We start from the raw sequence: 26069 nt of genomic DNA on the forward strand, positions 1-26069 counted from the left end.
AACACCGTTCCTCGTCAGTGAGCAGGAGCGGGTCCTGTACCCATTCCTGCCCACTGCTGACGTCCCGAACGGTTTTACACACCCCAGAGCCGTTACCCCCACGTGGTGGCGCACCGGCCCGGCATGAGGAGAGACTGAGAGCAGTTCGTCCCGGCGCGAGCCACGCGCCGCCGGCGTCTTAGGAGGCATCCGTGCCGCACGTCCTGGTCCTCAACGCGTCGTACGAGCCGCTCGGCGTCGTACCGCTCCGCCGCGCGCTCGTCCTCGTCCTGGAGAACAAGGCACTCTGCCTCGAGGAGTCCGGCGCCTTCCTGCACAGCGAGAGCCGTGTCATCGCCGCGCCCAGTGTGGTGCGCCTGAAGCGGTTCGTGCGGGTCCCCTACCGGGGGCCCGTTCCCTTGACCCGCAGAGCGCTGTTCGCCCGCGACGGCGGGCGCTGCATGTACTGCGGTGGCGTCGCAACCAGCGTCGACCACGTCATTCCGCGCAGCCGCGGGGGGACGCACGCCTGGGAGAACGTCGTGGCGGCCTGCCGCCGCTGCAACCACGTCAAGGCCGACCGGCACCTGCGCGAGCTGGGCTGGCGGCTGCGGCACCAACCCGCCCCGCCGACCGGACTGGCCTGGCGGATCATCGGAACCGGCCACCGCGACCCGCGGTGGCTGCCCTACCTCCAGCCGTACGGCGCGGACGACGCCCTGGCCCGGATCGACTCCGTCGGCACCGCCCCCCAGCCTCAGGGGGCCGTGACGACCGGTTGAGCCGGGCCATTCGCACATCCGGCCCCGTGCGTACCGGCGGCTCCTACGGGGAGCCGGGCGTCGTCGCGTCGCCCGGCTTCTGCTCCGTCACGCCCGCCGGGCCCTCCGGCACGTCCCGCAGCTCCTCCACCGCGTACGTCTCCACCGCCCACAGCGAGTAGCCGTACTCCGTCGCCCGTGCGTCCCCCTGCACCCGCAGGAAGCGTGTGTCGGCGGCGTCCATGCGGACCGACTCCACCCCGCCCCGTCCGTCCCGGACCGTCGCCGCCGTACGCCAGGTGCGCCCGTCGGCGGAGACCTGGACGCGGTAGCGGGAGGCGTAGGCGTCCTGCCAGTGGAGCACCACCCGGCCTATCCGGGCCGGTTCGGACAGCTCCATCTGCCACCAGGCGCCGTCCTCCAGCGGCGAGGACCAGCGGGTCGCCGGGTCGCCGTCGAGGGCGTACGCGGCCGGGAAGTCGGGCGTCTCGTCGCCGGAGGACGAGGCCGTGGCCGTACGGGCCAGGTCCTGGCCGCCCGTACGGGGGAAGGCCCGCACCGTCAGGACCCGCTCCTCGCCCGCGAACGACACCGGGACGGCGTACGAGCCGGCCGGCACGTCCGCCGCCACCGACACCTCCAGGGGGACGGTCGCCCGGGTACCGCGCGGCACCGCGGCCTCCTTCGGCAGCCGGACGGTGATTCCCTTCGGCGCGCGGGCGGTCAGTGCCCCGCGCACCTCCGCGGCGCGCCGGCCCTCCAGGACGACGTCCACCTGCTGCGCCGGGCCGCCGATCTCGGCGTCCGTCTCCGTGCGGGCCAGTTCGAGACCCGCGCGCGGCTCGTCGGCGAACCACGGCACCAGGGACCGCACCCGGCCGGGCGCGCCGCCGCTCCACACGATCCTCAGGGCGTCCGCCCGCAGTCCCTTCAGGTCCGCCTGGGTCCACCCGGAGGCGGCGAGCGGCCCGAGCCGGCGCCAGCCCTCACCGGGCACGTACGCCTCCAGGAAGCCGCCCGCGCTGCCCGGCTCGGTCATCACCGTCAGGGTCTCCACCGGCCGGGACCGCTCCAGCCGGACCGTGTACGCGTCCTGCGCCGCGTCCGCCCGCACCCCGGGCGCCCGGTCGCGGTCGGCGCCCGTCCAGGCGGCCGACTCCTCCGCCGCCCGGGCGAGGAAGCCGTCCAGGACGCCCTTGCCGACCGTCACGTCGCCCGTCCGCAGCCCGGCGCGCCGCCGTTCCAGGTCCAGCTGGGCCCGCCAGGCGCCGGCGCCGTCGCCGCGGCCCTGGGCGAGCAGCATGTCGACCGCCGTCTCACCCGCCGCGCCGTAGCGTGCGAGCCGCTCCAGCCAGGGGGCGGTCTCCGTGCCGAGCGCCCCGCCGGCCGTGTCCCGCAGGCGGGCGGGCGCCTCGCGCATGACGGTGAACGCGGCCCGCAGCTCGCGCGCCGCCTTCTCCCGGGCCACCGGGTCGCGGCCGGCGCGGCTCGCCCAGAAGGCGGCGGTGAGCGGCCTCAGATAGGCGGACTCGCCGTCCGGGTCGAGGATCGAGGAGGCGCCGTTCCCGGCGAGCGCCCGCAGCGCCTCGCGGGCCCTGGGCTCCGGTCCGGCCAGCTCGTCGACGGCGGCCCGCCACGACTCGTCGGGGCGGTAGCCCTTGGGGTTCCAGGCGTAGTCGGCGGTGGTGAACAGGGCCACGCGGGAAGCCGCGGCCTGTTCCATGCCGGTGGCGAGGAAGCCGGCGGATCCGGACGCGACGGCCGGCGCGCGGCCGGTCGCCGGGCCGAGGAAGAGCCGGTCGTGGGCGTAGTCGTTGACCGGGTAGTTGTCCATGGTGACGAGCGGGTGGCGCAGCGCCTCGCGCGCGTCGGCCAGTTCGCCGCCGGTGATGGTGCGCGGCACCACCCCGACGCCCGTCCAGGCCACCTCCACGCGCGCGTCGAGGGCGCCGGCGAGCGCGGTGCGGTAGGCGGTGGCGCCGTCCTGGTAGTACTCCGTCGGCATCAGCGACAGCGCCGCCGCGCCCGGGTACCGGGTGGCGAGGTGCCGGGAGACGGCGTTCGCCACGCGCGCGTGCGCGCGGGCGGCGGCCTCGGGACCGCGCCCGAAGGTGTCGGGGTCGTCGGAGCACGCCCACTCGCTGTAGCTGACGTCCTGGAACTGCAGCTGGAAGGCGCGCACCCCGAGCGCCCACATGGAGTCGAGCTTCCTCGTGAGCGCCGCGAGGTCGGCGTCGGAGGACAGGCACATGGCCTGGGCGGGGGCCACGGCCCAGGCGAGCGTCACGTGGTTGGCGGCGGCCCGGGCGGCGAGCTCGCGGAACGCGGCCCGCTCGGCGGCCGGGTAGGGCTCGCGCCACAGCGCCCGGCGGTAGGGGTCGTCCCCGGGCGCGTACAGGTAGCGGTTCTGCTTGGTGCGGCCCATGAAGTCGAGCTGGGCGAGCCGGTCGGCCCGCGACCAGGGGCGCCCGTAGAAGCCCTCGGTCAGTCCGCGGACGGCGGTGGCGGGCCAGTCGCGGACGACGACGCCGGGAAGCGTCCCGTCGGGGCGCAGGAGTTGACGGAGTGTCTGGACGGCGTGGAAGAGGCCGTCGGGGCCGGCGCCGTCGAGCACGACGGTGTCCCGGCCCTGGATCCGGCCGGTCGCGAGCCGGTAGCCGCCGTCCGGAAGGTCGCCCCGCTCGGACGCCCGCAGGGCGCGCAGCGCGGCCTCCGTTTCGAGGGATTCGCCGACGCGGACCAGGGGGCCGCGCCCGGGCGCCGTCGTGTGCACGGTCCGCACCCCGGCCGCGCGGAGCAGCTCGCGCAGGGCCGTCACGGCGTACGGATCGGCGTCGGGAGCGGCGAGCAGCGTCACCTCGGAGCCCAGCGGTAGGGCCGGTCCGGCACTGGTCAGGGACTGGGGCCGGGGCCACACGCCGGACGTCGTGCCCACCGTGGGGGCCGCCGGGGCCGCCGCCGCGTCGGGGGCGGTCACGGGGGAGGGGGCGCCCGGCGCCGCGTACGCGCCGCCCGGGGCGGCGCCGCCGAGGAGCCCGCCGATGACCGCGACCGCCACGGCCGTCGCGGTCCGCTTCCTGTGTCCGGGGTGCACAGGGGCTCCCTTCGGTCCCGTGGGTCACAAGTGGGTTACGAGCCCACCATCCGGCCCGACGGAGTGTCAATGCGCCTGGTCGAACTGTCTGCTTTGCCCGGTGACCTTTCGGCGAGGTGGCACCGTTTCGCCAAATTCGGCCGGTAAAACGGGGAACGATGGGTAGGGCTCCACCAACTGTCCTGATGTCTTACCTGTCGAGACGAAACCGGGAGATCCCGTGACCGCGACCGACCACGCCTGCAAACGGATATGGATTCCGAGGCAGGGCGTGCCGCTCACCAGCGAACCGCCCCTCGCCGATGCCACGCCGCTCATCAGCGAACCGCCCCTCGCCGAGGCCGCCCCCTTGACCAGCGAACCCACCGCCCGCACCACAGCGGGCGGTTCGGAGTCCCCCGGAGTGTGACGTGACCCTGGCCCGTCTCGCCGCCCTGCACGGCGTCGCCACCGAGTACGCCCCCTCCGAGGGCGTCACGGTCACCGTGCCCGACGCCACCGTCGTGGCCGTCCTGCGCGCCCTGGACGTCGACGCGTCCACGCCGGAGGCCGTCGCCGCGGCACTCGACGCGGCGGAACGGGCCGGCCGGGAGCGGCTGCTGCCGCCCACCGTCGTGCTGTGGCGCGAGGAGCCGGGGGAGCGGGAGGGGGCCGCCGGCGTCCCGGGCCCGCGGCCGCCCCGCGGCCTGCCGGCCGGCACCCGGCTCACGGTCACCACCGAGGACGGCCGGACCGTCGCCGGCCCCGACTGGCGTGGCCTGCCGCTCGGTGTGCACCGGCTCGCCGCGCACGCCCCCGACGGGCGCCGTTGCGCCGCCACCCTGATCGTGGCACCCGCGCGGGTACCGGTGCCCGAGGGGCGCGCGTTCGGCCTCCTCGTCCAGCTCTACTCGCTCCTCTCCGCCCGCTCCTGGGGCATGGGCGACCTCGGTGACCTGCGGGAGCTCGCCGACTGGGCGGGTCGCACGCACGGCGCGGGGTTCGTGCAGGTCAACCCACTGCACGCGGCCGTGCCCGGGGCCCCCACCGACCCCTCCCCGTACCGCCCCTCCTCGCGCCGCTTCCCCGACCCCGTGCACCTGCGGATCGAGGACGTCCCCGAGTACGCCCACGTCGACCCGGCCCGCCGCGAGGAACTGGACCGGATCCTCGCCGAGGCGGCCGAGCTGCGCGAACGGGTGCTCGGCAAGGGCGCCCTGATCGACCGGGACGCGGTCTGGGAGGCCAAACGGCGCGCCCTGGAGCTCGTGCACACCGTGGAGCTCGGCCCTGGCCGGCGCGCCGCCTACCGGGACTTCCTGGCCGAGCGCGGCCGGGCCCTGGAGGACCACGCCACGTACCAGGCCCTCGCCGAACGGCACGGCCACCAGTGGCGCCGCTGGCCGGAGGCGCTGCGCGACCCGCGCGCGGCCGAGGCGGCCGTGCGGGCCGACGCCGAGCTCGCCGGCCGCGTCGACTTCCACTGCCGGCTCGCCTGGCTGACGGACCGGCAGCTGGCCGCCGCCGCGCGCACCGCGCGGGAGGCCGGGATGGCGGTCGGGATCGTCCACGACCTGGCCGTGGGCGTGCACCCGGACGGCTCCGACGCCTGGGCGCAGCAGCACGTGTTCGCCGCCGGGATGTCGGTGGGCGCCCCGCCCGACGCCTTCAACGCCCGTGGCCAGGACTGGGGTCTGCCGCCCTGGCGTCCGGACGCGCTGGCCGCCGAGGGCTACGCCCCGTACCGCGGTCTGCTGCGCGAACTCCTGCGGCACGCGGGCGCGTTGCGCATCGACCATGTGATGGGCCTGTTCCGGCTCTGGTGGGTGCCCGAGGGCGACGAGCCCACCCGGGGCACGTACGTCCGCTACGACTCCGAGGCGATGCTCGCCCTCCTCGTCCTGGAGGCCCACCGGGCCGGGGCGGCCGTCGTGGGCGAGGACCTGGGGACGGTCGAGCCGGGGGTCCGGGAGGCGCTCGCCCGGCGCGGGGTGCTCGGCACCTCGGTGCTCTGGTTCGAACGGGACTGGGCCGGCACGGGCCGCCCGCTGCCCCCGGAGGACTGGCGGGCCGACTGCGTGGCCACCGCCACCACCCACGACCTGCCGTCCACCGCGGCCCGGCTCTCCGGGGACCATGTGACGCTGCGCCACCGGCTGGGGCTGCTGACCGGCGACCTGGAGCGGGAGCGCAGCCGGGACAGCGCCGAGACCACCGAGTGGCTGGGCGCGCTCCAGCGGCTCGGCCTGCTGCCGGAAGGGCCCGGCGACGAGGCCGCCGAGGTCCGCGCCGTCCACCGCTTCCTGGCGGCCACCCCGGCCCGCCTGGTGGGGGTGTGGCTGCCGGACGCGGTGGGGGACCGCCGGCCGCAGAACCTGCCGGGGACGTGGGACCAGTACCCGAACTGGCGGCTGCCGGTCGCGGGCCCGGACGGACAGCCGCTCGCCCTGGAGGAACTGGCCGCCGCGCCCCGCGCGCACGACCTGCTCCGGACCCTCGCGGAGCGGGTGGGAGCCCGTACGGCACCCCCGGGCGCGCGGTCCGTTTAGGTGTTCGCTACTTTTGCACCGTGGACAAGAAGAACGCCCTGCGCGCCGGCGCCGTCGCGGCCGGTACGACGCTGATGATGCTGCTCATGTCGTCCCCCGCGCTCGCGCTGACCCGCGACGACGGTGACGACCCGGCCCCCAAGCTGGAGGTCATCCAGACCATCGGTCTGTTCGTGGCCCTCCCGATCGCGCTGTTCCTGGTGATCACCGGCCTGGTGATGGTGCTCGACCGGTCCAAGTACCGCGTCAAGAAGGGCTGAGTCCCACTCCGGCGTTTCCCGAGGGCGCCGCACGGTACGACAGGTACCGCGCGGCGCTTTCGTGTGTCTTCCGCGCGCCTCCGGGTGCGTCCCGGTGTCACGCCGAGGTGGCGAGGAGCCTGCGCAGCAGGCCCGCGAGCTGTTCCGCCTCCTCGGGGGTGAGCGCCGCCTCCAGGGCGGCGCGCTGCTGCCCGAGGCCGGCGCCGACCGCCTGGTCGACGAGCTCCCGGCCCTCCTCGGTGAGCGTGACCCGCAGGCCGCGACGGTCGTTGGGGTCGGGGCTGCGGGTGATGAGCCCGGCCCGCTCCAGCTTGTCGAGCCGGCCCGTCATCCCGCCGGTCGTGATCATCAGCGTGGCGGTCAGCTCCCGCGGCGACAGGGTGTACGGCTCGCCCGAGCGCCGCAGCGTCGCGAGCACGTCGAACTCGCCGAGCGACATCCCCCCGTACGGCGCGTAGGCCTTGTCCACCTTGGCGCGCATGGCGTTGGCGAGCCGGTAGATCCGGCCGAACACGGCCATCGGCAGGGTGTCCAGGTCGGGGCGGACCCGCGCCCACTGGTCGGTGATGGCGTCGACGGCGTCGTGATTCTCCATGGCCCCAGTTTCCCTCTTCACTGACTCAGTTGCAAGAAAGCCACTTGCAAGTAAGTAGCTTAGTGGTAAGTTAATTACCGCCAAGCCAGTCCGGGTCGCCGCCCGGCCCGTCCAGCGCAGGGGGAACCGTCATGTCCCGCAAGACCGCCACCATCGCTCTCACCGCCCTCGCACCGATCTCCTGGGGCTCGACCTACTTCGTCACCACGGAGTTCCTGCCTCCCGACCGGCCGCTCTTCACCGGGCTGATGCGGGCCCTGCCGGCCGGTCTGCTGCTCCTGGCCGTCACCCGGAAGCTGCCGCAGGGTGCCTGGTGGTGGAAGTCGGCGGTCCTCGGCGCCCTCAACATCGGAGCGTTCTTCCCGCTCCTCTTCCTCGCCGCCTACCGCCTGCCCGGCGGTGTCGCCGCCGTCGTCGGCTCGGTCGGCCCGCTCTTCGTCGTGGGGCTCGCCGCCCTCCTGCTCGGTGACAAGCCGACGGTCAGGTCCATGCTGACCGCCGTCGCCGCCGCCTTCGGCGTCAGCCTGGTCGTCCTCAAGGCGGGGGCCGCGTTCGACACGGTCGGCGTGATGGCCGGACTGCTCTCCTCCCTCTCGATGTCCGCGGGCACCGTCCTGACCAAGCGCTGGGGCCGCCCCGAGGGTGTCGGCGCCCTCGCCCTCACCGGCTGGCAGCTCACCTCGGGCGGCGTGATCCTGCTCCCCGTCGCCCTGCTGGTCGAGGGCGCCCCGCCGGCCCTCACCGGCACCAACCTGGCCGGCTACGCCTACCTCGCCTTCGGCAACACCGCGATCTCCTACTTCCTCTGGTTCCGCGGCATCGAGCGCCTGAGCGCCTCCTCGGTCACCCTCCTCGGCCCGCTCTCGCCGATCACCGCCGCCGTCATCGGCTGGGCCGCGCTCGGTCAGGCGCTCGGTCCGGTCCAGCTGGCCGGCATGGTGATCGCCTTCGGTGCCACGCTGGTGGGCCAGCTGAACCCTGCGCCGAAGTCCACGGCGGTCGCCGAGGGTGCCGGGGTCTCCGGGGCCGCCGAGGGCGAATCGTTCAGCTCAACTGAAAAGAACGGTCAGGAAGTTTCGATGGACCTGGAGGGTTCGGCGATGCGACGGTAGACGGCATGACGCTGATCGCCGCACGCCACCCGACCACCCCCGACACCGCCACCCCCGACACCGCCACCAGCGCCACGGCCAACAGCGCCACCGCCACCGAGAGGCCGGCGCCCACGAGGAAGACCCGGGGCGCCGGCCTCGGCGTGCTCCTCGCGCTGCTCGCCACCGTCGTCTGGTCCGGCAGCTTCGTCGCCACCCGCGACATGGCCGACTCGGTCCCGCCCGTGCAGGCCGTCTTCTGGCGCTGGATCATCGCCCTCGTCGCCGTCGCCCCGTTCGCCGCCCGCCCGTTCTGGAGGCGGCGCACGGTGATCCGCCGTCACCTCGGATTCGTCGCGCTCGCCTCGCTCTTCGGCGTCGCCGCCTACAACACCCTGGTCCACCAGGCGGGCCTGACCACCTCCGCGTCCAACATGGGCATGTTCATGGCCGCGTCCCCGGTGCTCATGGCCGGCTACGCCCGGCTCGGCGGCGAACGGCTCGGCGCCCGCCGCCTCCTCGGGATGCTGACCGCCGGCCTCGGCGTGCTCCTGCTCGTCGGCAAGGGATCCCTCGCCGTCGACTTCGCGCCCGGCGACCTGTGGATGTTCGCCGCGGCCCTGTCCTTCGCCACGTACAGCGCGATGCTCAAGCGCAAGCCCGCCGGGATCGACGGACTCGCCTTCCTCTTCACGACGTTCGCCCTCGGAGCGCTGATGCTCGCCCCCCTCTACGCGGTCTCCCTCACCGTGCAGGGCGGCTTCCCGGTCGCACCCGGCACCGTCGGCCCGCTGCTCTACGTCGGCGTGATGTCCTCGGCCGTCGCCTTCTTCGCCTGGAACAGGGCCATCGGCCTCATCGGCGCCGCCCGCGCCGGAGTCGTCTACTACCTCCAGCCGGTCTGTGTCGCCCTCCTCTCCTACGCCCTCCTCGGCGAGCGCCTCGGAGTCCTGGGCGTGTCGTGCATGGCGCTGATCCTCGCCGGGGTCGCGCTCGCCGGTGCGACGAGCGCGCGTGCCGGCGCGGGGCGCGCGCCCCGGTAGGTTGCGCCCCATGACCGAGTGGGACATCAAGAAGCTCCAGATCCTCCGCACCCTCCGGGACCGCGGCACCGTCACCGCGACCGCGGAGGCGCTGCTCATGACCCCCTCGGCCGTCTCCCAGCAGCTCAGCAACCTGGCCAGGCAGCTGGGCGTCCAGCTCCTGGAGGCGCACGGCCGGCGGGTCCGGCTCACCGATGCCGCGCATCTCGTGCTGCGGCACGCCGAGGCGGTGTTCGCCCAGCTGGAGCGGGCCGAGGCCGACCTCGACGCCCATCTGCGGGGCGAGGCCGGGCGGGTGCGGGTCGCCGCGTTCTCCACCGCCGTGCCCGCGCTCGTCGTCCCCGCCGTACAGGCGCTGCGCCCCGCCCATCCGGGGCTCGACGTCCGGGTCAGGGAGGCCGAGGCGGCCGAGGCGTACGAACTCCTCGGCTCCGGCGAGGTCGAGCTGGCGCTCTCGCTGGCCGCCCACGCGCCGACCGCCCGCGACCCCAAGTTCAGCCGGGTGCCGCTGCTCGCCGACCCGCTCGACGTCGCCCTTCCCGCCGGGCACCCGCTCGCCGACGCGCCCGGCCTCCGGCTCGCCGACCTCTCCGCCGAGCCGTGGATCTTCGGGGGCTCCGGGCCCTGGTCGGAGATCACCACGGCCGCCTGCGAGGCCGCCGGCTTCGTGCCCGAGCAGGCCCACAGCGCGGCCGGCTGGACCGCGATCCTCGCCATGGTCGAGGCCGGGATGGGTGTGGCCCTGGTGCCCCGGATGGCCGCCGCCGAACGCCGTACGGGCGCCGGCTCCGGCGTCGTCATGCGGGTGCTCTCCGCCGACCAGCCGCGCCGTCACGTCGTCGCGGCGGTACGGCGCGGAGCGGAGGAGGGGCCGGCCGTGGCACGGGTCCTCGCGGCACTGCGCCGGGCCGCCGTCCAGCGCGAGACCCTTCAGAATGTTCAGTAGGACTGAAAAGACCTGTCGAAAACATTCGATGGACCTGTGAGGTGTCGGGGCGGCACAGTCGGGACATGAGCCTCCACGACGCCCACGCCGAGACCACGGACCCGCACGCCAACGACGCCGCCCCCTACACCGGCGGCGACCCGTACGCCGACTACCGCACCGCAGACTTCGCGTTCACCGAGCTCGTCGACCTCGCCGACCGCCGTCTCGGCGCCGGGGTCGTCGCTGCCGACGACGAGTTCTTCGCCGAGCGCGAGAACCTCCTCGTCCGCGAGCGCGCCGTCTTCGACCCCGAGCGCTTCGGGCACAAGGGCAAGGTCATGGACGGCTGGGAGACCCGCCGGCGCCGTGGCGCCGACGCCGACCACCCGTTCCCCGCCCCCGAGGACCACGACTGGGCGATCGTCCGTCTCGGCGCCCCCGGCGTCATCCGCGGCATCGTCGTCGACACCGCCCACTTCCGCGGCAACTACCCGCAGCGCGTGAGCGTCCAGGCCGCCGCCGTCGAGGGCACCCCGAGCCCCGGGGAACTCCTCGACGCGAAGTGGGAGGAGCTCGTCCCGCCCACCCCCGTCCGCGGCCACGCCGCCAACGGCTTCACCGTCGACGCCGAACGCCGCTACACGCACGTACGCCTCCGCCAGCACCCCGACGGCGGCATCGCCCGGCTCCGTGTGCACGGCGAAGTCGTCCCCGACCCCGAGTGGCTGGACGTCCTGGGCACCCTCGACCTGATCGCCGTCCTCAACGGCGGTACGTACGAGGACGCCTCGGACCGCTTCTACTCCTCGCCGACGCAGATCATCCTGCCCGGCACCTCCCGCAAGATGGACGACGGCTGGGAGAACCGCCGCCGCCGCGTGCGCGGCACCAACGACTGGGTCCGCTTCCGGCTCGCCGCCCAGGGCGCCGTCCGCGCGGTCGAGATCGACACCGCGTACCTCAAGGGCAACAGCGCGGGGTGGATCGCGCTCCAGGGCCGCAACGGCGAGCACGGCGAATGGTTCGAGATCATCCCGCGGACCCGGCTCCAGCCCGACGCCCTGCACCGCTTCCACCTGCCCGCCCAGGCCGTCGTCACCCACGTCCGTCTCGACGCCTTCCCCGACGGCGGCGTCGCCCGGATGCGCCTCCACGGCAGCCTCACCGACCAGGGGGCTTCCGAACTGCGCGCCCGGTACGCGCGGTTGACCGCCTGACGTCCCGCCGGTCGGCCGCTCCGACACATGTACGAAAAGATCATTAGGCTCCCGGGCATGAGATTCCTCCACAGAGCGGCCGCCGTGCTCGCGCTGCTGGCCGCCGCGGTCCTTTCGACCGCGGCGCCGGCCGCCGCCGACGTCGTCGATCCCGCCACCGCGCCGACGGTGCGGACCATCACGTACAACGTCTGCGGCGCGTCCACCTGCCAGAGCACCCTGGACCTGCCCACCTGGACCGCCAAGGTCAAGGAGCAGACCCTGGCCTGGGACGCCGACGTCCTGATGCTCCAGGAGCTCTGCTTCACCCAGTGGACGTCGGTGCGCACCGCGCTGGTCGACGCCGGCTACACCGCCGTCTGGGGCTTCGCGAGGAAGACCTCCAACTGCGAGCACTGGGGCGGCACCGACAACGGCTTCGGCCTCGGCATCTTCGTCAGGGCCTCAGCGGTCGACCGCTACACGGCCAACCTGACCACCCCCGGCACCGAGCCCCGCCCGGTGCTGTGCGCCCGGGGACCGGTCGACGGGCGCACGACGCTCGTCTGCAACGTCCACCTCGACCAGAAAATCACGCCCGACAACGGCTCGGCCGAGGCGCTCCGGTACGTCGACGGCTGGGCCGCGGGGCTCCCCGTGATCCTCGGCGGCGACTTCAACGCCGGTACGGAGCCGGGCTACGACCCGATGCTCGACCCGGTCCGCCGGGGCCTGCCCGGCACCGGCCCGTTCGCCGAGGCCGACGAGAACGACCACGAGTGGTTCGAACAGGCCGGCTGCGACGCCACGGCCACCGAGTGCCACTCGGGCGAGCCCACCGTGGCCTCCGGCAAGAAGTTCGACCACGTCTTCCTGAGCGCCCGCGACTTCCACACCGTCCGCGCCGACGCCCTCGAACCCGAGATGCCGGCCGACGCGAAGCCGCTCTCCGACCACAAGCTGCTGCGCGCCGCCGCCTACCCCGAGCCCCGGCCCGGCACCTCCGTCGGCGGCGACCTGACCGGCGACGGCCGGGCCGACTTCCTCGCGGTCAAGGACGACGGCAACCTGCGCCTGTACTCCGGCACCGGCGGCGGCGCCCTCGCCGGCCCGCGCCAGACAGGCACCGGCGGCTGGACCGGCGCCGCCGTCAGCCACCGCGGCGACTGGACCGGCGACGGCCGCGAGGACGTCCTCGCCCGCATCGGCGACGAGCTGTGGGTCTACCCGAACAAGGGCAGCGGCGAGCTCGGCGCCCGGATCGCCATGGGCGGCCGCCCCACCGGCTGGTCGAACGCCGCCGCCACCCCGCTGGCCGCCGGCGACGTGGACGGCGACGGCCTGCCCGACGTCCTCGCCCGCAGCACCACCGGCCTCTGGCTGCACCGCGGCGGCCCTGCCGTCGACGGCAGGCCCACCTTCGCCGCCAAGGCCGCCCTGCAGATCGGCGACGCCGAGTGGGCCGGCTACGACGTGATCCTGCCCGGCGACGTGACCGGCGACGGCAAGGCCGACGTGTGGGGCCGCGACCGCGCCACCGGGCAGATCCGGCAGTACGCGAGCCAGGGTGCCCAGCACCTGGGCACAGCCCGCGACCTCACCGGCGGCCCCTGGACCGCCGCCGACCGCCGCCTCGCCGTCTCCGCCGGCGACGTGACCGGCGACGGCCTCCCGGACCTGTGGACCACGCGCACCGCGGACACTGCCGAGAACCTGGAGTTCCTCCCGGGTACGGCCGGTGGCATCGCTGTCGGCGGCCTCGGCACCCCGACGACCATCGGCACCGGCGGCTGGCAGTGGGTCACGGCCCTCGGCTGACCCGGTGACCCGATGAACGGAGTGGGGCCCCGGACCGAAACCGGTCCGGGGCCCCACTCATGTCAGGCGAGCCGTCAGGCGGCAGCCGCGTCCGCCGCGCGCGCCCTCAGCGCGCGCTCGACGCCCGCGCGGCACTCCGTCACCAGACGCCGGAGCGCCGGAACCGGGTCGTGCTTCGCGATCCACGCGTCCGTGGCGTCCAGGGTCTCCTGCGAGACCTGGAGCGTCGGGTAGAGGCCGACCACGATCTGCTGGACCATCTCGTGGCTGCGGGTCTCCGAGACGCCCTTGATGGACGCGAAGTACTTCGCCGTGTACGGGGCGAGCAGCTCGCGCTGGTCGGACTGCACGAAGCCGCCGATCACCGCCTCCTGCACCGCGTTCGCCAGCTTGTCGGACTCGACGACCGACGCCCACGCCTCGGCCTTGGCGGCCTCGGTCGGACGGGCCGCGCGGGCCGTGGCGGCGTGCCGCTCGCCCGCCGCCGTACGGTCGCGCTCCAGCTCCGCCGCGATCTCCGGCTCGTCGAAACGGCCGGTCGCCGCGAGGCGCTGCACGAACGCCCAGCGCAGCTCGGTGTCCACGGCCAGCCCGTCGACGACCTCGCTGCCGTCGAGCAGCGCGGCGAGCAGGTCGAGCTCGGCCGCCTCGCGGGCGGTCGCCGCGAAGGCCCGTGCCCACGCCAGCTGGTGGTCGCTGCCCGGGGCCGCGGCCCGCAGCTGCTCCTGGGCCGCCGCACCCCAGCGCGCCAGGCCCTCGGCGCGCCACTCCGGCGCCGCGTACAGGTCGAGGGCCGCCTTGACCTGGCCCTGCAGCGACTGGACCACGCCGATGTCGGTCTCCTTGACGATGCCGGAGAGCACCAGGTCCAGGTACGCGCGCGTGGGCATCTCGCCGTCCCGCGTCATGTCCCAGGCGGAGGCCCAGCACAGCGCCCGCGGCAGCGACTCGGCGAAGTCGCCCAGGTGCGCGGTGACGTTCTTCAGGGACACCTCGTCGAGGCGGACCTTGGCGTACGACAGGTCGTCGTCGTTGAGCAGCACGACCGCCGGGCGCTGCCTGCCCGCGAGCTGCGGGACCGGCGTCAGCTCGGCCGCGTCGATGTCGAGCTCGACCCGCTCGGTGCGGACCAGCTTGCCGGCCGCGTCCAGGTCGTAGAAGCCGATCGCGATCCGGTGCGGGCGGAGCACGGCCTCGCCCTTGGCGCCGGCCGGCAGCGCCGGGGCCTCCTGGCGGACGCCGAAGGAGGTGATGGCGCCGTTCTCGTCGGTCTCGATCGCGGGGCGCAGGATGTTGATGCCCGCGGTCTCCAGCCACGCCTTCGACCAGGCCTTCAGGTCACGGCCGGAGGTCTCCTCCAGGGCGCCGAGCAGGTCGGGGAGGCGGGTGTTGCCGAAGGCGTGGCGCTTGAAGTACGCCTGCACGCCCTTGAAGAACTCGTCCTGGCCGACGTACGCCACCAGCTGCTTGAGGACGGAGGCGCCCTTGGCGTAGGTGATGCCGTCGAAGTTGACGAGCACGTCCTCCAGGTCGTTGATCTCCGCCATGATCGGGTGCGTCGACGGCAGCTGGTCCTGGCGGTAGGCCCAGGTCTTCTCCGCGTTGGCGAAGGTGGTCCAGGCGTGCGGCCAGCGGGTGCCCTCGACGGAGGCCTGGCAGGCGACCGAGGTGAAGGTGGCGAACGACTCGTTCAGCCACAGGTCGTTCCACCACTCCATGGTGACGAGGTCGCCGAACCACATGTGGGCGAGCTCGTGCAGGATGGTCTCGGCGCGGCGCTCGTACGCCGCGTCCGTCACCTTCGACCGGAACACGTACTGGTCGCGGATGGTGACCGCGCCCGCGTTCTCCATCGCGCCCGCGTTGAACTCCGGCACGAAGAGCTGGTCGTACTTGGCGAACGGGTAGTCGTACGCGAACTTCTCCTGGAACCAGTCGAAGCCCTGGCGCGTGACGTCGAAGATGTGGTCGGCGTCGAGGAACTCGGCCAGCGAGGGACGGCAGTAGATGCCGAGCGGGACGACCTGGCCGTCCTTCTCGTACGTCGAGTGCACCGAGTGGTACGGGCCGACGATCAGCGCGGTGATGTACGTGGAGATCCGCGGGGTCGGCTCGAAGACCCAGACGTCGTCCTTGGGCTCCGGCGTGGGCGAGTTGGAGATGACCGACCAGCCGCTCGGGGCCTTCACGGTGAACTGGAAGGTCGCCTTGAGGTCGGGCTGCTCGAAGGACGCGAAGACGCGGCGGGCGTCCGGCACCTCGAACTGGGTGTACAGGTAGGCCTGGCCGTCGACCGGGTCGACGAAGCGGTGCAGGCCCTCACCGGTGTTGGTGTACGCGCAGTCCGCGACCACCTTCAGCTCGTTGCGCCCCTCCTTGAGGTGCGGCAGCGCGATCCGGGAGTCCCGGAAGACGGCGGCGACGTCGAGGGCGTGCCCGTTGAGCACGACCTCGTGCACGGCGGGGGCGACGAGATCGATGAAGGTCTCGGCACCGGCCTCGGCGGAATCGAAGCGGACGGTGGTGACGGACCGGTAGGTGCCGCCCTCCTGCGCACCGGTGAGGTCGAGGTCGACCTCGTACGCGTCCACGGACAGCAGCTTCGCCCGCTGCTGCGCCTCTTCACGGGTCAGGTTTGTGCCAGGCACCCGGTCAACTCCTCGGTTTCGTGACGTTTGGCCCATCCTTCCACGGGGTGTGCGGGCCGCGCACGGTGCATTTCCCAGGGCGAACACGGGAGAGGGCGGCCACCCACGCGGGTGGCCGCCCTCCATGCGTACGAACGGGTGTCAGCCCTTGAGCTCCGCCGCGACGAGCTCCGCGATCTGCACGGCGTTCAGCGCCGCACCCTTGCGCAGGTTGTCGTTGGAGAGGAACAGCGCCAGGCCGTGCTCGACGGTCTCGTCGACCCGGATGCGGCCCACGTAGGAGGCGTCCTTGCCGGCCGCCTGCAGCGGGGTGGGGATCTCGGAGAGCTCGACGCCCTCGGCGTCCTTGAGCAGCTCGTAGGCGCGCTCGACGCTGATCGGACGGTCGAAGCGGGCGTTGACCTGCAGCGAGTGGCCGGAGAAGACCGGGACGCGCACGCAGGTGCCGGACACCTTGAGCTCGGGGATCTCCAGGATCTTGCGGGACTCGTTGCGGAGCTTCTGCTCCTCGTCGGTCTCGAAGGTGCCGTCGTCGACGATCGAGCCGGCGAGGGGGAGCACGTTGAAGGCGATCGGGCGCTTGTAGACGCCGGGCTCCGGGTAGGCGACGGCCTCGCCGTCGTGGGTGAGCTCGGCCGCGCGCTCGGCGACGGCCTTGACCTGGCCGTCCAGCTCGGCGACACCGGCCAGGCCCGAGCCGGAGACGGCCTGGTACGTGGTGGCGACCAGCGCGGTCAGGCCAGCCTCCTCGTGGAGCGGCTTGAGGACCGGCATGGCGGCCATCGTGGTGCAGTTCGGGTTGGCGATGATGCCCTTGGGGCGGTCCTTGATCGCGTGCGGGTTGACCTCGGACACCACCAGCGGGACCTCGGGGTCGCGGCGCCAGGCGGAGGAGTTGTCGATGACGACGGCGCCCTGGGAGGCGACCTTCTCGGCGAGGGCCTTGGAGGTGGTGCCACCGGCCGAGAAGAGGACGATGTCCAGGCCCGTGTAGTCCGCGGTGGAGGCGTCCTCGACGGTGACCCCGTCCAGGACGGTGCCGGCGGACCGGGCGGAGGCGAAGAGGCGCAGCTCGTCCACCGGGAAGTTCCGCTCGGCCAGAATCTTGCGCATGACTGTGCCGACCTGACCGGTGGCTCCGACGATTCCGACCTTCACGGGATTCCTCCGAATATGTGTGCAGGGTGGTGCCGCGACCATCATGCGTACGGCCCGGGGCGCCTTGTCCAATCCATTGTCCGAAGGACGGGACGGACCCGGCAGCCGCTAAGACGCCAAAGGGGGCGGACACCGTTCCGGTGCCCGCCCCCACTACTCCGCATGTCGGAGTGTGACCCTCGTCATGGTCCCCGTTACGGCGTGACCTTCTCGATCACGACGCTGCCGGTGCCCGCGGCGGTGCCGCGCGCGTTCAGCAGCTGGACCTCGCCGAAGAAGCTCCGGCCCTCGGGCGCGGCGGCGTTCACCACGACCTCGGCGGCGACCTGCGCGGACGCGCCGTTCGCCAGCTGGATCTGCTTCGACTCGTCGACCTTCACCGAGCCCAGCGCGGACGAGAAGTACACGTCCTTGTAGTCGTAGCTGGTGCCCTCGGCCGACGGCACCGAGTAGCCGTCGATGACGACGGTGTAGGTGCCCGCGGCGGGCTTGATCAGGGTGACGGACTCCTCGGAGTCGCCGTCGGCGGACTGGCCGACCTGCGTGTCGCCGAGCTTGACCGTGAGGTCGAGGTCGGCGGCCAGGTCGGAGCTGTTGCCGATGGCGATGTCCAGGCGCTCCACGCCCTCACCGATGGTGACGGTCTTGATCTGCTGCTCGTGGTGCTTGATGAGCGTCTTCTCGGTCTTCTGCGAGCCGAGCGAGCCGCCCTTCAGGTGCCCGTCGAGCGCGGCGAACCCGTTGGTGACGTTCCACTGCACGGCGGCCGGGGTGCCGATCTTCGCCTCGGCGACCGTCTGGACGGCCGGGTCGAAGTCGGCGCCGAGCACGGACACGTTCAGCGCGTACGGGTTGTCCAGGTCCGGCGAGGTGCGGCGGGACTCGACGATGATCTCCCAGACGCCCGGGACCGGGTTCGCGTAGGAGCGCAGGTCCGGACGGCAGGTGTTCGCCGGGTTGTAGTGCGGGTAGCACTGGTTGGTCGCGTTGTCCTCCAGGGCCACGCCGTACGGGTGCTGGGTGATGAACCGGGTCTGGCTCTTCTCCTTCAGCCCGCCGAGCGAGACCTCCAGGGTCTTGGCGCCCTTCGGCACGGTCACGAAGTACGACTTGTGGCTGTTGCGCTCCGTCGAGCCGGTGGCCGAGAAGCCGAAGCCCGGGGCGGCCAGGGCGTTCGAGACGACCGAGGTGGCGAGGATCTGCTTGTCGACGCCCTCGGTGCGCTCGTCGTCGGCCTCCAGGATGACGCTGTGCACACCCGCGGTGGTCGGGCGGGCCTGGAGCTTGACGGTGACCGGCTTGTTCAGCGGCAGGTCGACCTCGTCGTCGCCGAGGATGCGGAAGGTGCCGTCGTTGTACTTCAGGTCCAGCTCGTGCTCGATCGGCCGGTCCGGGCCGCTCGTGCGCGTGATGGTGACGTCGTAGACCTTCTTCTGGCCGACCTTGAGGCCGCCCTCGCGGTCGTACACACCGGTGCCGGTGTGCGGGGCCGGGAAGATCACGGTGTCGACCGGGGCCTCGACCTTGTAGTCGTGGGCGGTGGCCCCGTCCTTGATCGACTCCCAGGCGTCCACGATGTCGATGAGACCGGCGCCCTGCTCGTGGGCCGCGACGCCCGGGATGCGGTGGGCGGTCGAGACGAGCGCGGTGCGCAGGGTGAGCGGGGAGAGCTTGAGCCGCTTCTGCTTCGCGGCGGAGATCAGCAGCGCGCTCGCGCCCGCCGCCTGCGGCGAGGACATCGAGGTGCCGTTGAGCATGCCGTAGCCGGCGGGGAGCGCGTAGCCCGCCTCGGCGACGCCCGCGCCGGGCTGCCAGGTCGGGATGGTGTTCACGGCCGAGCCGGGGGCGGTGATGGTCGGCGTGAAGCCGCCGTCCTCACGCGGGCCGCGCGAGGAGAAGGGGAACATGTTGTACGACTTGGTCACGGCCGAGCCGTAGTTGGCGGCCCAGGTCGCGCGGGAGACGCCGGCGCCGACCGAGAGGACCTTGTCGGCCAGGCCGGGGTCGCCGATCGTGTTGATGCCGGGGCCCTCGTTGCCGGCCGAGATGACCAGCTGCACGCCGTACTCGTCGATGAGACGGGTGTAGAGGCGGGCGCGCACGTTGTCGCCGTCGTTCTGCAGCGGGAGGCCGCCGATCGACATGTTGACGATGTCGACGCCGCGGTTGGCGACGAGGTCGATCATGCCCTCGGTGAGGGCGGTGTTGGTGCAGCCGCCGGTCCAGGTGCAGGCACGGGCGGAGACGATCTTCGCGCCGGGGGCGGCGCCGTTCATCCGGCCGCCGAAGAGGCCGTGGGCGGCGGTGATGCCGGCGACGTGGGTGCCGTGCGAGGACTCGACCAGACCGACGTTGACGAAGTCGGCCTTCTTGCCGACCCACGTGCCGCCCAGCGGGTCCATCGGCACGTCCTTGCGGATCTGCACGACGAACGGGGTGCGCTCGACGACCTCGGTGGCCGGGTTGTCGGTGCCGAAGTAGCCGATCTGGAAGCCGTCCTTGTACGGCTTCATCGGCTCGTTGTTCGTGAAGTCGCCGTCCTGGTCGGTGTCCACGCGGACCGTGCCGGCGGCGGCGTCGTACAGCAGGCCGAAGCGGTCGGTGGTGTCGCCGTCCCGGTTGATGTCGCCCTTGGGGTCGCCGCCCGCGGTGACCGACTCGCTGAAGCGGCTCCACTGGTACGAGCCCTCGGGGGCCTTCCAGCTCTGGCTGCCGGCGGTGAAGACGGGGCCGGTGACCGGGGTGATCTGGGCGCGCCAGGTGCCGTCGCTCTCGGTGAGCGGGTCGGTGGCGGTGACCCAGTCGACGATCTTGCGCTCGCCGGTGGTGGTCTTCTGCAGGGCCGGGTGGCCGAGGTCGACACCGGAGTCGAGGACGCCGATGGTCACGCCGCGGCCGTCGGCCTTGGGGTGCTCCTTGACGAAGTCCACCGCACCGGTCTCGAAGGACGGGTTGTAGGGGTTCTTCGCCGGGGTGTCCTTGCCCGGGGCCGGGTAGGTCTGCGTGACGGTGGTGCCGTCGACGGCGCCCGTGGTGCCCGCGTCCGGGGTCGGGTCGTCGAGCTCGATCTCCGCCTGGAGGTCGACCGACTGGACCGAGGAGAGCTTGGTGGCCGCCTTGATGGCGGCGTCGGCCTTCGCGGTCGGCAGGGTGGCACGGACGTAGCCGAGCTTGTCGTCCTGCTTGCCGACGGAGGCGCCGGGGACGGCGTCGAGCTGGCCCGCGACCTGCTCCGTGGCGCCGGGGGCGGTGGCGACGAGGACGGTGACGTTCGGCGTGCCGGCGGCCTCGGCGTCGGACAGGCGCTGGGCGTCGGTGGCACCCAGCTTGTCGGCGGCGTCGGCGGTCTTGACCGGGGAGGTGGCGGCCGGATCGTCGGCGGCCAGAACCGGGGCGGCGCCGGCCGCGACGAGCGCGGTCACAAGTCCGGCGGCGGCGGCGATACGGGCCGCGCGTCTGGTCCCGGTGGTCGAGCGCCCGGGTATGGAGCTCTGTGTTTCGGGGGTGGTCATTTACATCCCTGTTTGTGAAAGAAGAGGGTCCGGATTTCGGTACCGGATGACCGCTCAGCCTTTCGCAAGGAACAGGGGTTTGGGGAGAGTTACCGGGCGGCGGAATGCGTACGTGGCGCACATCCGCCACTGCGGAACATGCGCCACGTAGGACGAACCGCCCCCAACGGGGGCGATGCGCAGGGGATCAGCCGTCCTTCGTGCGGGCGTAGTGGCGCGAGGCCTTGGCGCGGTTGCCGCAGGCGGCCATGGAGCACCAGCGGCGGGTGCCGTTCCGCGAGGTGTCGAAGAAGTGCAGGATGCACGCGTCGTGGGCGCACTTGCGGATGCGTTCCGGTTGGGCGCGGAGCAGTTCGAGGTAGTCCCGCGCGGCCGTCCAGCCCGGCCCCCAGGCGGGATCGGCGAACTCCGCCTCCTCGCCGGGCCCCTCGGTGGTCAGGGTGGCCCGGATCCGTCCGTGCCCCAGTACCGCGTCGACCCCGGAGGTGGCCGCAGGGTCGCCGGGCCGGTCGACGAGGGCGGCGAGGGCGTCCCGGGCGGCGAGGGTGCGCCGGAGGGTGGGCGCGTCGGCGGTGAACCGCCCGTCGAGCCCGTTGGCCGCGAGCCAGACGCCGAGTCCGTCCGTGTCGGCGAGCAGGTCCTGCCGGATCCCGTCCGCCATCCACCGGGTGTTGAGCAGGTCCAGGGAGACGGGCTCGCCGGTGAGCGGCCGAGGGTCGGTGACGGTCATGGCGGGGCGCCCTCCTCGGCGACGGGACCTGGGCTAACCCCTCAAGAGTACGTGACCGGTTGCGCTTGGCCCTTCTAACCTCTAAAGTCAAATTGAAGGGTTAGCCCCGGACGTCCGGGGGGACCGTCATCGAGAGGGGATCCACCATGTCGTTCACCGGAACGCTCGCCTTCGGCCACGTCGGTCTGAACGTCACCGACCTGGAGCGGTCGCTCGGCTTCTACGGGGACGTGCTCGGCTTCGAGGTCCTCGGCGAGGGCAAGGAGGAGGGGCGCCGCTACGCCTTCCTCGGCCAGGGCGGCACGCTCGTCCTCACCCTCTGGCAGCAGGCCGAGGGCGCCTACGACTCCGGGCGCGCGGGCCTGCACCACCTCGCCTTCCAGGCCGAGTCCATCGACCACGTGCGCGCCGCGGAGGCCGCGCTGAAGGAGCGTGGCGCCACCTTCGCGTACGAGGGCGTCGTCGCCCACGCCGAGGGCGCGGCCTCCGGCGGCATCTTCTTCCACGACCCGGACGGCACCCGCCTGGAGATCTCGGTCCCGAAGGGTGCCGAGGAAGCCGAAGCCCCGTCGGGCCAGGCCCCGACCTGCGGCTTCTTCTAGCCGAACGGGCGCACGGCACCGGAACGGCGCGCCCGCGCGACCGGAGGGCGCGCCCGCGTCAGGGGCCGCGCCCGCGTCAGGGGCCGCGCCCCGACCCCACCGACCCGCACTCGACCCAGGAGGCCCACGTGACCACCGCGTACCACCCCGGCTCCCTCGCCGTCCAGGAGAAGGTCGGCGTCCGGCAACTCGCCGAGCACGTGGGCCGCTCCATCGGGGACGGCATCCGCCCCGTCGCCGCCGCCTTCCTGGAGGCGCAGCCCATGCTGGTCCTCGGCGCGGCGGACGCGGACGGCAGGGTGTGGGCGAGCCTGCTGACCGGTGAGCCCGGGTTCGCCCGGGCCACCGGCCCGCACGGCATCTCGATCGCGGGCGGCGTCCCGGCCCACGACCCGCTGTCCACGGCCGTCACCGCCGCCGGCACCCCCGTCGGCACCCTTGCCCTCGATCCCCGGACCCGCCGGCGCATGCGCCTCAACGGCATCGCGCGCCCCAGCGCGCGAGGCCTGACCGTCGACGCGGAGCAGGTCTTCTCCAACTGCCCCAAGTACCTGCAGAAGCGGGAGCTGCACGGCTTCGCCGACACCGCCCCCGGCCCCCGGGACGGTGCCGTGCGGCGCGGCACCGGGCTCACCCCCGACCAGGAGCGCTTCGTCCGCGCCGCCGACACCTTCTTCGTCGCCAGCGCCGCCGCCGACGGGGTCGACGCCAGCCACCGCGGCGGCAACCCCGGCTTCGTCACCCCGCTCTCACCGACGGAGCTGAGCTGGCCCGACTACGCCGGCAACGCCATGTTCCTCACCCTCGGCAACCTGGAGGCCGACGGGCGCGCCGGCCTGCTCTTCCTGGACTGGCGCACCGGCACCACCCTCCAGCTCTCCGGAACCGCCCGCACGGCGTACGCCCCCGACGGCACCCGCACCGTCCGCTTCCGCATCGCCCACGTCGTCGAGACGCCGGCGGCGAGCCCCCTGCGCTGGTCGGAACCCGAGTACTCACCGGCCAATCCCCCCGTTGCGGAGCCCCGCCCATGACGACAGCGCCGCCCGCGCCCGCTGCGGCGACCACGGCCCGGCCCACCGCCCCCGCCCGCCCGCGCCCCAGGGTGCTGCTCGCCGCCACCGCGGTCAGCGTCACCGCGCTCCTGCTCCTGGTCGCCGTCGGCACCGTCCTCCACGAGCCGCTGCTCATCCCGCCCCTCGCCGCGAGCATGGCGCTCGTCGCGGGGGCGCCCGACCTGCCGCTGGCGCAGCCCCGCTCGGTCGTCGGCGGCCAACTCCTCTCCGCCCTCACCGGGTTCGCCGTCCTTGCCCTCACCGGCCCCGGCCTGTGGGGCGCCGCCCTCGCCGGCGGCCTGGCCCTCGGTGTGATGGGTGCCGCCCGGGCCCCGCACTCCCCGGCCGCGGCCACCGCCGTGATCGTGACCCTCCAGAACCCGCCGTTCTGGCCCTTCCTCGCGCTCCTCGCCCTCGCCACCCTCCTCCTCGTCGCCACCGGCCTGGCGGGCGCCCGCCTCGGCGGCCGCCGCTATCCCGCGTACTGGTTCTAACCTCCCTGTATGAAGACGGAGTTGAGGGTGGCGGCCTACGCCGTGTGTGTCAGGGACGGGGAGATACTGCTCGCCCGGTGGGTCGACCGCGAGGGGCGCAAGCGGTGGACCCTGCCCGGTGGGGGCATGGACCACGGGGAGGAGCCGGTCGCGACCGTGGTACGTGAGGTCGAGGAGGAGACCGGGTACCTGGCCGAGCCCACCGTGCTGCTCGGGATCGACTCCATCCGGCGCAACTGGCTGCGCCGGCTCGGCGGTCCCGGGGACTGGCAGGGGCTGCGGATCCTGTACGAGGCCCGGATCGCGGGCGGGGCGCTGCGGAACGAGACCGGCGGGTCCACCGACCTCGCCGCCTGGCACCCGCTCGACTCCGTGCCCTCCCTCGACCGCGTCGAACTCGTCGACATCGGGCTGCAACTCTGGCGAGACCGGCCCCCGTCGGGCCGCTCCCACCTCACCGATCCGGCGAACGGCTGAAAACGGCTCAACCGTCACGACCGGCCTCAACCCGCCGCACGCCTCCCGCGGTCCCCTCCCGTGACCGCAGTTCACGATCACGGGAGCCCGCATGTCTGCCGCACGTACCGTCCGTACCCTCCTCGCCGCCGGACTCGTCGCCGGGATCACCGCCACCGCGCTCGCCGCGCCCGCGGTCGCCGCCGCGCCGCCGGCCGAGCCGTCCCACGCCGCCACGCAGCAGGCCCTGGACGCGGCCGTCGCCGAGGGCGTGCCCGGGGCCGTGGCCCAGGCCCGTGACGGCAAGGCCCGCTGGGTCGGCACCGCGGGGGAGCGGAAGGGGAACGATCGTTTCCGGGTCGGTTCCATCACCAAGACCTTCACCTCCACCGTCCTGCTCCAGCTCCAGGCCGAAGGCCGGCTCGACCTCGACGACCCGGTCGAGAAGTGGCTCCCGGGCGTGGTGAGCGGCAACGGGCACGACGGACGGAAGATCACCGTCCGCCAGCTGCTCAACCACACCAGCGGCATCTACAGCTACACCGAGGACCCGGCCTTCCAGGAGAGGGTCTTCGGCACCGGCTTCCTGCAGCACCGCTACGACACCTGGACCCCGCAGCAACTCGTCGCCGTCGCCATGGCGCACGAGCCGGACTTCGCCCCCGGGAAGGGATGGAACTACTCCAACACCAACTTCGTGCTGGCCGGGATGGTCGTCGAGAGCGTGACCGGGCGTCCGTACGGCAAGGCCGTCGAGAACCGGATCATCAAGCCGCTCAAGCTGCGCGCCACCTCCGTTCCCGGTACCGACTCCCGCATGCCCAAGCCGAACTCGCGGGCCTGGTCCAAGCTCTCCCGCGAGGTCGGCGGGCCGACCTACGACGTGACCGAGCTCAACCCGAGCATCGCCGGCGCCGCGGGCGAGATGGTCTCCGACGCGAACGACCTGCAGACCTTCTACCGTGCGCTGCTCAAGGGGCGGCTGCTTCCCGCGGCCGAGATGAAGGAGATGACCGACACGGTCCAGATCTCTCCCGACCTGCCCGGCGTCGGCTACGGGCTCGGTCTCATGCGGCAGAAGCTGAGCTGCGGCAAGGAGGTCTGGGGGCACGGTGGCGGCATCCACGGGTCCACTTCCGCGGCCCAGGTCACCCGGGACGGCGAGCACTCCCTCGCCGCGAACTTCAACGCCGACTGGGCCGGGGACACCGAGAAGGTGATCGAGGCGGAGTTCTGCGGCACGGCCCCGAAGAAGCCGTAGCGCTCAGCGGGGCAGGACGACCACGTAGGCGGCCGGCTGCCGGTCCGACGCGGCCATCAGGGCCGTGCGGACCACGGTCGCCTGCTGGTCCATCGCCTCGCGCAGCTTGCGCGGGGTGATGTGGACGACGGTGATGCCCAGCCGCTCCAGGTGTTCCCGCTTGCGCGTGTACTCCGACCACAGCGCGTCGTCGTCCTGCCGCGGCGCCCGGGTGTCCAGCTCCACGGCGACCGCCTGGTCCGGCCAGTAGGCGTCCAGGCCGCCCAGGTGCGGGCCGCCCGGCAGCCGCAGGTCCACGTTCCACAGCGGGTCCGGCAGCCCGAACGCGCGCACCATCTCGTACAGCCGCTCCTCGGCGATCGACCGGCCCTCGGCGAGCAGCGAGTCCACCGCGTCCACCACGTGCGGCCGGGTGAGCAGCCGGGCCCGGTTCAACTCCCGGACCACCGAGCCCGGTTCGCAGTGCCCGCCGCTGACCGCCTCGGTGAGCAGCCGGCGGACGACCCCCTCGTCCGAGAGGGACGCGACGGCGTCGGCGAGCGCCCGGGGGACCGGGGCGACCGGCAGCCCGTCGACCTCCACGGGCTGCGGCCACTCGGTGCAGCGCACCACCCGGACGTGACCGGTGGACCGCAGACGTCGGGTGCGCGGCACCAGGACGTCGACCCGGTCGATCATCCCGGGCGGTGGAGCGGCGGCGAAGCGGTGCAGGGAGAGGGCGGCGAGCCCGGTGAGCATCGACTCGGAGCGGGCGTACCGGACGGCCTCCCGGAACCGGTCCACGCCGGTGTGGGGGAGGGGGGAGAGGGGGGCGTCGGGGGTGTTGTGGTTCATGTCGACGGTCTTCCGTCGTCCGCACC

General features: G+C 73.4%; 21 protein-coding genes. 14 read left to right on the forward strand and 7 right to left on the reverse strand.

Features of this window, described 5'->3' with window-relative positions:
- The first annotated feature begins 191 nt into the window (after positions 1-191).
- Positions 192-761, forward strand: coding sequence for an HNH endonuclease (locus tag AB0M16_RS07885; RefSeq protein ID WP_365339972.1), 570 nt, complete (start codon positions 192-194; stop codon positions 759-761).
- 43 nt (positions 762-804) lie between these two features.
- On the opposite strand, the gene AB0M16_RS07890 is transcribed toward AB0M16_RS07885, so the two are convergent.
- Positions 805-3834: a beta-N-acetylglucosaminidase domain-containing protein gene (locus AB0M16_RS07890; RefSeq protein ID WP_365339974.1), complete on the reverse strand. Its 3030-nt coding sequence runs from the start codon at positions 3832-3834 to the stop codon at positions 805-807.
- Positions 3835-4054: 220 nt separating this feature from the next.
- Here AB0M16_RS07890 and AB0M16_RS07895 point away from each other — a divergent pair, with 220 nt between their 5' ends.
- Genes AB0M16_RS07895 through AB0M16_RS07905 form a run of 3 tightly spaced genes read left to right on the forward strand, consistent with a single transcriptional unit; the run spans position 4055 to position 6622 of the window.
- Positions 4055-4243, forward strand: a complete 189-nt coding sequence (locus AB0M16_RS07895) for a hypothetical protein (protein WP_365339976.1) — start codon at positions 4055-4057, stop codon at positions 4241-4243.
- 1 nt (position 4244) lies between these two features.
- The gene (gene malQ / locus AB0M16_RS07900; protein ID WP_365339978.1) at positions 4245-6362 is read left to right on the forward strand and encodes a 4-alpha-glucanotransferase; all 2118 of its coding nucleotides are present in this window, start codon (positions 4245-4247) and stop codon (positions 6360-6362) included.
- 20 nt (positions 6363-6382) lie between these two features.
- Entirely contained in the window at positions 6383-6622 is a 240-nt protein-coding gene (locus AB0M16_RS07905; RefSeq protein WP_365339981.1) for a hypothetical protein, read from the forward strand.
- A 97-nt stretch (positions 6623-6719) separates the two neighbouring features.
- Here AB0M16_RS07905 and AB0M16_RS07910 read toward each other — a convergent pair whose 3' ends face one another.
- Positions 6720-7217, reverse strand: a complete 498-nt coding sequence (locus AB0M16_RS07910) for a MarR family transcriptional regulator (RefSeq protein WP_365339983.1) — start codon at positions 7215-7217, stop codon at positions 6720-6722.
- A 131-nt stretch (positions 7218-7348) separates the two neighbouring features.
- On the opposite strand from AB0M16_RS07910, the gene AB0M16_RS07915 reads away from it, so the two are divergent.
- From AB0M16_RS07915 to AB0M16_RS07935, 5 genes are all read left to right on the forward strand, one after another.
- Positions 7349-8329 carry an EamA family transporter gene (locus AB0M16_RS07915; protein ID WP_365339985.1) on the forward strand — a complete coding sequence of 327 codons (981 nt, stop codon included), beginning with the start codon at positions 7349-7351 and terminating at the stop codon, positions 8327-8329.
- Between the two features lie 5 nt (positions 8330-8334).
- A complete protein-coding gene (locus AB0M16_RS07920; RefSeq protein ID WP_365339987.1) occupies positions 8335-9351 on the forward strand; it encodes an EamA family transporter in 1017 nt (338 codons plus the stop codon).
- Positions 9352-9361: 10 nt separating this feature from the next.
- Complete coding sequence (locus AB0M16_RS07925; RefSeq protein WP_365339989.1) at positions 9362-10297, forward strand: LysR family transcriptional regulator; 936 nt, start codon at positions 9362-9364, stop codon at positions 10295-10297.
- A gap of 65 nt (positions 10298-10362) precedes the next feature.
- A complete protein-coding gene (gene alc, locus AB0M16_RS07930) occupies positions 10363-11496 on the forward strand; it encodes an allantoicase (RefSeq protein ID WP_365339991.1) in 1134 nt (377 codons plus the stop codon).
- A gap of 57 nt (positions 11497-11553) precedes the next feature.
- Complete coding sequence (locus AB0M16_RS07935; protein ID WP_365339993.1) at positions 11554-13293, forward strand: FG-GAP-like repeat-containing protein; 1740 nt, start codon at positions 11554-11556, stop codon at positions 13291-13293.
- Positions 13294-13367: 74 nt separating this feature from the next.
- Here AB0M16_RS07935 and pepN read toward each other — a convergent pair whose 3' ends face one another.
- From pepN to AB0M16_RS07955, 4 genes are all read right to left on the reverse strand, one after another.
- Positions 13368-15941: an aminopeptidase N gene (pepN, locus tag AB0M16_RS07940; RefSeq protein WP_365339995.1), complete on the reverse strand. Its 2574-nt coding sequence runs from the start codon at positions 15939-15941 to the stop codon at positions 13368-13370.
- A gap of 141 nt (positions 15942-16082) precedes the next feature.
- Positions 16083-17099, reverse strand: coding sequence for an aspartate-semialdehyde dehydrogenase (locus tag AB0M16_RS07945; RefSeq protein WP_365339997.1), 1017 nt, complete (start codon positions 17097-17099; stop codon positions 16083-16085).
- 194 nt (positions 17100-17293) lie between these two features.
- Positions 17294-20611, reverse strand: a complete 3318-nt coding sequence (locus AB0M16_RS07950; protein WP_365339999.1) for a S8 family serine peptidase — start codon at positions 20609-20611, stop codon at positions 17294-17296.
- 187 nt (positions 20612-20798) lie between these two features.
- On the reverse strand, positions 20799-21341 hold the full coding sequence (locus AB0M16_RS07955) for a CGNR zinc finger domain-containing protein (protein ID WP_365340001.1): 543 nt from the start codon (positions 21339-21341) through the stop codon (positions 20799-20801).
- A 146-nt stretch (positions 21342-21487) separates the two neighbouring features.
- Here AB0M16_RS07955 and AB0M16_RS07960 point away from each other — a divergent pair, with 146 nt between their 5' ends.
- The 5 genes from AB0M16_RS07960 to AB0M16_RS07980 all read left to right on the forward strand — a co-directional run bounded on the left by AB0M16_RS07960 (position 21488) and on the right by AB0M16_RS07980 (position 25209).
- Positions 21488-21943, forward strand: coding sequence for a VOC family protein (locus AB0M16_RS07960; RefSeq protein WP_365340003.1), 456 nt, complete (start codon positions 21488-21490; stop codon positions 21941-21943).
- 128 nt (positions 21944-22071) lie between these two features.
- Positions 22072-22977: a pyridoxamine 5'-phosphate oxidase family protein gene (locus AB0M16_RS07965; RefSeq protein WP_365340005.1), complete on the forward strand. Its 906-nt coding sequence runs from the start codon at positions 22072-22074 to the stop codon at positions 22975-22977.
- Positions 22974-23492: an HPP family protein gene (locus AB0M16_RS07970; protein ID WP_365340008.1), complete on the forward strand. Its 519-nt coding sequence runs from the start codon at positions 22974-22976 to the stop codon at positions 23490-23492. The genes AB0M16_RS07965 and AB0M16_RS07970 overlap by 4 nt, the downstream gene beginning before the upstream one ends.
- Before the next feature lie 9 nt (positions 23493-23501).
- Positions 23502-23969, forward strand: a complete 468-nt coding sequence (locus AB0M16_RS07975; RefSeq protein ID WP_365340010.1) for an NUDIX hydrolase — start codon at positions 23502-23504, stop codon at positions 23967-23969.
- A gap of 91 nt (positions 23970-24060) precedes the next feature.
- Positions 24061-25209, forward strand: a complete 1149-nt coding sequence (locus tag AB0M16_RS07980) for a serine hydrolase domain-containing protein (RefSeq protein ID WP_365340012.1) — start codon at positions 24061-24063, stop codon at positions 25207-25209.
- 3 nt (positions 25210-25212) lie between these two features.
- On the opposite strand, the gene AB0M16_RS07985 is transcribed toward AB0M16_RS07980, so the two are convergent.
- Positions 25213-26043: a hypothetical protein gene (locus tag AB0M16_RS07985; RefSeq protein ID WP_365340014.1), complete on the reverse strand. Its 831-nt coding sequence runs from the start codon at positions 26041-26043 to the stop codon at positions 25213-25215.
- Positions 26044-26069: the final 26 nt, after the last annotated feature.

The organism is Streptomyces sp. NPDC051921 (assembly GCF_040680975.1).
GTDB lineage: Bacteria > Actinomycetota > Actinomycetes > Streptomycetales > Streptomycetaceae > Streptomyces.